Source organism: Actinokineospora sp. NPDC004072, assembly GCF_053604195.1.
Genome location: NZ_JBSGHB010000030.1, coordinates 20,848 through 27,862, shown reverse-complemented (window position 1 = coordinate 27,862; position 7,015 = coordinate 20,848). Strand labels below are relative to the sequence as shown.

The window sequence follows — 7,015 nt, the reverse complement described above, 5'->3', positions numbered from 1 at the left end:
GTGAAGGCGGGCGGAGCCCGTTCACGCCCTGGCCAGTTTAGCGGCGTTTCGCTCCCCGCGAATGCGAGTCCACCCCATCGGACACTTGGGCGGGGCGGTTGCTGTTTGGCGGGTAGCACGATTGGTGTTTAAGTGATGTCTAGGACTAGCTTGCCGGTGTTTTCGCCTCTGAAGAGCATGTTCAGGGTTGCCGGGAAGTCATCGACCGAGCCCTTGACCACATGTTCTTTTAGTACGATTTTGCCGTTGGCGATCCAGGATGCCATTTGTTTTGCTGCTTCTGGGTAGCGGGGGGTGTAGTCGAAGACGATGAAGCCTTCCATTCGGCCTCGGCGGATGAGGAGGTTCAAGTAGTTTGCTGGGCCGGGGGTGGGGGTGGTGGCGTTGTATTGGCTGATGGCTCCGCAGATGACCACGCGGCCGTGCATGGCTAGGTTGGCTAGGGCGGCGTCGAGGGTGGGGCCGCCTACGTTATCGAAGTAGATGTCGATGGAGTTGGGGGCTGCTTTGTGCAGTTCGGTCTTGATGTCGGTGGATTTGTAGTCGATGGCTACGTCGAAGCCCAGTTCGTCGGTGAGGAGGGCGGTCTTCTCCGGGCCGCCTGCTATGCCGATGACGTGGCAGCCCTTGAGTTTGGCGATTTGGCCTACGATGCTGCCCACGGCGCCTGCTGCTCCCGAGACCACCACGGTTTCGCCCTCCTTGAGGGCGCCCACCTCCAGGAGGCCGAAGTAGGCCGTCATGCCGGGCATGCCCAGGGCGCCCAGGTAGGTGGGGAGGGGGTTGTCGACCTTCAGGGCGCCTCGGCCGTCGCTGACGATGTGCTCCTGAACGCCGAAGGTGCCGACGACGAAGTCGCCCGGGGTGAAGTCGGGGTGGCGGGATTCGGTGACCTCGACCAGGGTGCCTGCCCGCATCACCTCGTCGATGCCGACCGGGGGCAGGTAGGAGGGGCGGTCGTCCAGCCAGCCGCGCATGGCGGGGTCGAGGGAGATCAGGCGGGTGCGGGCGGTGAACTGGCCGTCGGCGGGGGTCGGGGCCGGGACGGTCACGTGGGACCAGTCGTCGGGGGCGACCTCGCCGCGGGGGCGGGCGGCGAGGCGGATCTGCCGGTTGTCGGTCATCCACCCACCGTAACGCCGCGCGCTCGACCCGGGCGGGTGTCAGCGGTCCGGGGTCCTGGCCAGGCTGCTGCGCAACCCCAGCACGCCGACCAGTGCCCGCAGGGCCGCGCCGATGACGATGATCAGGAACATGTTCTGCAGCGCGCTCTCCAGCCCGCCCGCGACGATCGAGGCCAGCGGGATGCTGGAGAAGGCGATCATGCGGGTCGTGGCCACCACCCGGCCGAGCATGTCGCGGCGGACGATGCGCTGGCGCAGGGTGAACCAGGCCACCACGTTCATCGACCCGAGCGTGAACACCAGCGCCGACACCACGCAGATGCCCACGGGATCGCGGAAGACGGCCAGCAGCGCCGTGGTCAGGCCCGCGGCCACAGTGGACAGCGCGATCGTGCGGCCGTTGCCGAGGGCGCGGATCACCCGCGGGGCGATCAGCGAGCCGAGCAGCGCCCCCGCGCCCTGGGCGGCGAAGACCACGCCGACGACCGTCGACGACAGGTGCAGGTACGTCGTCAGGTAGTAGACGAGGTTGGCCTGGATCAGCCAGATGGCGAAGTTGGTGCCGGTGAACAGGAGGCTGCCCGCGAGCAGCGGCGGGTTCTCCCGCACGATGTAGCGCAGCGATTCCCTGATCCCGCTGACCATCCGCACCGGGGCCGCTGCCGGGGCCTGCGCCGACTTCGCCCGGATCAGCAGGATGATCAGCGCGCTGACGACGAACGAAGCCGCGTCGATGTAGATCGCCAGCTCGAAGCCGACGAAGGCGACCAGGCCGCCCGCGATCACCGGACCGGCCAGGCTGACCACGTTGTCGCTGGATTGCAGCAGGGCGTTGGCCCGGTCGAGGTTCGCCCGGTCCACCACGTCCGGCAGCCAGCCCTGGAAGGCGGGGTGGTAGATCGGCTCGACCGACGACAGCAGCAGCGCCACGACGTAGATCAGGGCGATGTGGGCCGCGCCGACCGACACCATGACGGCCAGGGCGAGCGCGAACGCACCGGCCACCAGGTCGCCGACGACGAGCAGGCGCTTGCGGTCGAAGCGGTCGGCGAGCACGCCGCCGGGCAGCGACAGCAGCAGGAACGGGCCGTACTCCAGGGCGTAGAGCGCCGCGGTCTGCAACGCCGAGCCGGTCAGGTCCAGCACCAGCAGGGGCAGGGTCAGGCGGTAGATCCACGTCCCGGTGTTGGAGATGACGTAGGCCGCCCACAGCAGGTGGAACCGCGAGCCGAGCGGGGTCGTCCGCTCGCCCGTGTCGGTGCTCATCCGCGCTCCCGTCGATGGGGTCACCGCCAATTGCGACCCCAGATTACGACCGCGGGCAATAGCGCAGACAACGCGAGCAATCGTCACCATTGCCGATTGTTCCCTGTTTCTCCCCCGTTCACCCCAGCGCGGTGCCCCCCGTTCGGCCGGTCCCGCGCCGCACCGGGGCAATTGTTGATCCGGCCACCCGAACAGAGCAGCACAAGTGCCTTGACCGGGGGTTTGGACCAAAGCTAGTCTCGCTGGTGCGGATTCCTTTCACGTCCATTGACGCTGAATGGGGGATTATTTGTCCACCCCCGCATTATCCACCCGTTCGGAAATCGTCTTCGCCGCCGTCGACGCGCGGGCCCTGCTGGCGGATCTGGACCCCGTCGGCGTCCGGGTCGCCGACTTCCGCAGGCGCTACCGCGGCACCCTCGCCGAGGCGGGCGGCGCGGTCGTCGCGGCGGCGGTCGCCGAGGCCGAGCGGGTCCTGGCGCCGCTGCTGGAGGCGACCGCGTACGCCGAGGGCAGGCTGGCCGCCGACGCCGAGGACGCGGCGGGCGCCCGGGTGCTGGTTCGCTGCGAGCGGCTGTGGGCCGAGGTGGCGACCGCGTGGGACTTCTTCGAGCCGGAGCTGGCCCGCCTGACGGCCGACGCCCCCGAACTGCGGCGCCACCGCAACTACCTCGCGCGCATCCGCGACTCGCTGGCGATGCAGCCCACCGGCGCGACGGCCGAGGCGCTGGCCCGGCTCGACCCGGTCCCGGCGCTGGAGGCCCTGGCCCGGCAGCTGCTCGCCCGGATCCGCCCCGCAGGCGGTTCGCTGGGCGCGGTGCTGCCCGCGCTGTACGCGCCGGGCCGCGAGCACCGGCGGGAGCGGGCGGACGCGGTCACCGCGGCGCTGCTGCCCGAGATCGACCTGCGGGCTTCGGTGCTGGGCAAGCTGGCCGAAGCGCGGGTGGCCCGCGCCGAGATCACCGGCGCGCGGGACTGGCTGCACGCCGAGCGGGTGGCCAACCAAATCCGCGACGACGAACTCGCCGCCCTGCTCGAAGCCGTCCGCGACCGGTGGGGCACCGTGCACCGGTACTACCGGTGGAAATCGGGTCGGCTGGGCCATCCGCTCACCGACTCCGACCGGTACGCCCCATTGCCGGGCCTGCCGGAGCGGTTCCCGTGGGAATTCGCGGCCGAAATCGCGGTCACGGCGTTCTCCCGGCTCGGGCTGGGCGAATTGGCGACCGAACTGCTGGCCGCCGTAGACGCCTTTCCGCGCCCCCGCAAACAACGCGGCGCGGTGACGATCGGCCTGCCGTCCGGGCGGGCCGGGGTGCTGCTCAACTTCACCGGCAGCCCCCGCGACGTGCTCACCCTGGCGCACGAGCTGGGGCACGCCGCGCACGTCCGGTTCGCCGCGGGGAGCGGGGCGTTCAACGCCACCTGCCCGGCGGTGCTCGGCGAGACCGTCGCGCTGTTCACCGAGTCGCTGGCCGCGGAGGTCTTCGCCGAGCGGGCCGGGGACGCCGTCGCCGCGCGGGCGCTGGAGGACCGGCTGGTCTCGGTGTTCCGCCAGGTCGCGCTGCACGACTTCGAGGACGGCCTGCACACCGGGGAGCAGGCGGGCGCCGAGGCGCTGGCGGCGGTGTGGCTGCGCGGCCAGCGCGACCTCTACGGCGACGCGGTCGAGCTGACCGAGGGCTACCGGCACTGGTGGAGCTACCTCGACGAGTTCTTCCTGCGCCCGGGCGGCCGCTTCGCCTACCCCTACGGGCAGGTCGCCGCGCTGTCGCTGCTGAACCGGTTCCACGACGCGCCCGCGGCGTTCCGGCCGCGCTTCCGCGCCCTGCTCTCGGCGGGCGCGTGCGCCCCGCCCGCCGAGTTGCTCGGCGCGCTGGGCGTGCGCCCGGGCGACCCGAACTCCTGGGCGGCCGGGCTGGACGCCCTCGCCGCGCAGGTCGACGCGCTGGGCGCGGCACCGACCACCGGGCAGGCCCCGGACCCGACGACCCCGACGAGGAGGTGAGACGACATGACCGTGACGATGAAGATCCGCAAGACCAGCACGGCTTCCGGCGCCGCCGAGGGCTGATCGCACCGAAGGCGCCCGCTGGTGGACCGCGTGACGGGCGGTCCACCAGCGGGCCAGCCCACCTTAGTCCTCGACGAACCGCCGTCCGGAGGGAAGCCAGATGAGCCGACCAGTCCTCCCCCAGCTTAAGCACATGACCCCCGCCTTCCCATCCGACGGCGTGCTCTACATCGGCGGGTACGGCCAGGTCGCGGAGATCCCCGACGAGAACGGCGCGATCCACCGGCTCTGCCGGCTGCTCGACGGCACCCGCACGATCGAGCAGGTGCACCGGGAGCTGGCCGAGGACTACCCGGAGATCACCGCGGCCGAGGTCGAGACCGCCGTCGCGCAGTTCGACGAAGCGGGCTTCCTGCTCAACGGCGCGGTGACCGCCGACGGCCTGCTGGACGACTACGAGCGCGAGCGCTGGGCGCGCAACATCAACTTCTTCGGCTCGTACTGCTCGCTGGCCGACAACCAGTTCCAGCACCAGCGCACCCTGCTCGACGCCAGGGTGACCCTGCTCGGCCTGGGCGGGCTGGGCACGCACATCCTGCAGGACCTCGCGGCGATGGGCATCGGCCACCTGCGCGTGGTGGAGTTCGACCGGGTGGAGCTGTCGAACCTCAACCGCCAGGTCCTCTACCGCGACACCGACATCGGCCAGCCCAAGATCGACCTGGCCGTCGAGCGGGTGCAGCAGTTCAACCCGCGCATGCACATCGAGAAGGTGCCGCGGCGCATCGAGTCCACATCGGACGTGCTCGCCGCCGTCGCCGACGCCGACGTGGTGATCTCGGTGGCCGACCGGCCGAAGATGGAGATCAACCACTGGGTCAACGAGGGCTGCGTGCGGGCGGGCGTCCCGCTGGTAACCGGCGGCCTGGACACCCAGCGGGCCATCTACTTCACCGTGGTCCCCGGGCAGACCGGCTGCGTGGAGTGCTGGCGGCTGGGCGTCTTCCGCACCGACCACGTCTCGGCCACGCTGCTGGCCGAGAAGCGCGAGCGGCGCATCGGCGGGGACAACGCCGCGTTCGTCCCGCTGGTGACGATGGTGACCGGGCTGCTGGTCGGCGAGGTCGTCCGCCTGCTCACCGGGATCGCGCCGCCGGTCGCCGCGGGCAAGCTGATCCAGCTGCGCTTCGACGACTACGAGATGACCGAGTACGAGCGCTGGGACCGGCTGCCGGACTGCCCGGTGTGCGGCGCGGCGCAGGCGGTCGGCGGCGACCCGGTTGTCGCGGACGCGGGGCGTGAACGATGATGGTCGGGTGCTGAAGCGACGGGTGTGGGGGGCGGTCGCGGTCGCGGTGGGCGCGGTGCTGCTCGCGGGCCTGGCGACCTACCTGGTGGTGATCGGCCTCGACGCCGCGGACAAGGTGGCCAGCGTGGTCGGCGCGTTCGCCGGGGTGCTCGCGCTCGTCGTCGGCATCCTGCAGCTGCGCCGGGGCGGCGGGGCCGAACCGGGCGGGTCGGTGCGCAACGAGATCAGCGGCAACGCGCGCGTCACCGGCCCGGTCATCCAGGCGCACACCGTCCACGAGCGGCGCGACCCCTAGCCAGCGGCGCGGATGCGGCCGGTGGCGACCAGCTCCACGGTGACCAGCACCGCGACGGCCTCCACCGCCAGGAGGGCGACCAGGACCAGCAGCTGGACCGCGCCCGCCTCGACCGCGCTCGCGCCGCCGAGCAGCATGCCGACGAACGCGCCGGGCAGCGTCACCAGGCCGACGGTCCTGGTCTGGTCCAGCGCGGGCACCAGCGCCTGACCTGCCGACGCCCGGCAGATCTCCAGGGCCGCCTCCCGCGGCAGCAGGCCGATGGCCAGCGCGGCCTCGTACTCGCCGTGCCGAGTGGTCAGCTCGTCGATGGCGCGCTTGCCCGCCAGCGTGGTCGCGGTCATCGCGCCGCCGATGAGGATGCCCGCAACCGGCAGCACCACCACCGGTTCGGCGGGCACCGCCCGGCCGAGCACCAGCAGGGCCAGCGCGGGCACGACCCCGCAGGCGATGGCGAGCCCGGCAGCCCCCGCCCTGCGCGGCGTGCTGATCCGCCGAGCCGAGGTCAGCGCCGCCACCAAGAACATCAGCAGCACGAACAGCGCGGTCAGCCAGCCCGACCGCAGGACGGCGGCGATCAGCAGCGACACCGCGGCGAGCTGCACCGCCGCGCGCACCACGGCCACAACCACCTCGCGGCCAAGCCCGATCCGCCCCAGCCGCACCACCACCGCCGCGCCCGCAGCCAAGGCAACCAGCACAACCGCGAGCACCGGCCCAAGCGAAATCGACCCCAGCGACACAGCCGATCACCTTACGCCCAAGGGAAGAGGCCCAAGGCTGACGACGAGAGGCCCGCGGCCGGTAGGAGAGCGCCAAGCTGGCGAGAGGCCCGAGGCCGGCGAGACAGCGCCAACGCTGGCAAGAGAAAGGGCCCGAGGCCGGCGGGACAGCGCCAACGCTGGCGAGAGAGAGGGCCCGAAGCCAGTGGGAGAGCACCAAGGCTGACGAGAGAGGCCCGAAGCCGATGGGAGAGGGCGGAGGCTGACAAGGAGGGGGCTCAGGGC

6 protein-coding genes are annotated in these 7,015 nt (G+C 71.6%); 3 read left to right on the top strand and 3 right to left on the bottom strand.

What is annotated here, in order from left to right:
* Positions 1 to 128 precede the first annotated feature (128 nt).
* Both ACWEPX_RS31230 and ACWEPX_RS31225 read right to left on the bottom strand, forming a co-directional pair.
* Positions 129 to 1,124, bottom strand: a complete 996-nt coding sequence (locus ACWEPX_RS31230) for an NADP-dependent oxidoreductase (protein ID WP_451900864.1) — start codon at positions 1,122 to 1,124, stop codon at positions 129 to 131.
* Between the two features lie 39 nt (positions 1,125 to 1,163).
* The gene (locus tag ACWEPX_RS31225; RefSeq protein ID WP_451900863.1) at positions 1,164 to 2,390 is read right to left on the bottom strand and encodes an MFS transporter; all 1,227 of its coding nucleotides are present in this window, start codon (positions 2,388 to 2,390) and stop codon (positions 1,164 to 1,166) included.
* Positions 2,391 to 2,667: 277 nt separating this feature from the next.
* Here ACWEPX_RS31225 and ACWEPX_RS31220 point away from each other — a divergent pair, with 277 nt between their 5' ends.
* From ACWEPX_RS31220 to ACWEPX_RS31210, 3 genes are all read left to right on the top strand, one after another.
* On the top strand, positions 2,668 to 4,398 hold the full coding sequence (locus tag ACWEPX_RS31220; protein WP_451900862.1) for a M3 family metallopeptidase: 1,731 nt from the start codon (positions 2,668 to 2,670) through the stop codon (positions 4,396 to 4,398).
* A gap of 199 nt (positions 4,399 to 4,597) precedes the next feature.
* Positions 4,598 to 5,713: a HesA/MoeB/ThiF family protein gene (locus ACWEPX_RS31215; RefSeq protein ID WP_451900861.1), complete on the top strand. Its 1,116-nt coding sequence runs from the start codon at positions 4,598 to 4,600 to the stop codon at positions 5,711 to 5,713.
* A 7-nt stretch (positions 5,714 to 5,720) separates the two neighbouring features.
* Complete coding sequence (locus tag ACWEPX_RS31210; protein WP_451900860.1) at positions 5,721 to 6,008, top strand: hypothetical protein; 288 nt, start codon at positions 5,721 to 5,723, stop codon at positions 6,006 to 6,008.
* Here ACWEPX_RS31210 and ACWEPX_RS31205 read toward each other — a convergent pair.
* Complete coding sequence (locus tag ACWEPX_RS31205) at positions 6,005 to 6,751, bottom strand: ABC transporter permease (RefSeq protein WP_451900859.1); 747 nt, start codon at positions 6,749 to 6,751, stop codon at positions 6,005 to 6,007. The two genes, ACWEPX_RS31210 and ACWEPX_RS31205, sit on opposite strands and share 4 nt — an antisense overlap.
* Between the last annotated feature and the right edge of the window lie 264 nt (positions 6,752 to 7,015).

Bases quoted from the DNA above. Each gene is read 5' to 3' on its own strand.
- ACWEPX_RS31215 (WP_451900861.1), top strand. From the start codon at position 4,598: ATGACCCCCGCCTTCCCATCCGACGGCGTGCTCTACATCGGCGGGTAC.
- ACWEPX_RS31230 (WP_451900864.1), bottom strand. From the start codon at position 1,124: ATGACCGACAACCGGCAGATCCGCCTCGCCGCCCGCCCCCGCGGCGAG.
- ACWEPX_RS31225 (WP_451900863.1), bottom strand. From the start codon at position 2,390: ATGAGCACCGACACGGGCGAGCGGACGACCCCGCTCGGCTCGCGGTTC.
- ACWEPX_RS31220 (WP_451900862.1), top strand. From the start codon at position 2,668: ATGGGGGATTATTTGTCCACCCCCGCATTATCCACCCGTTCGGAAATC.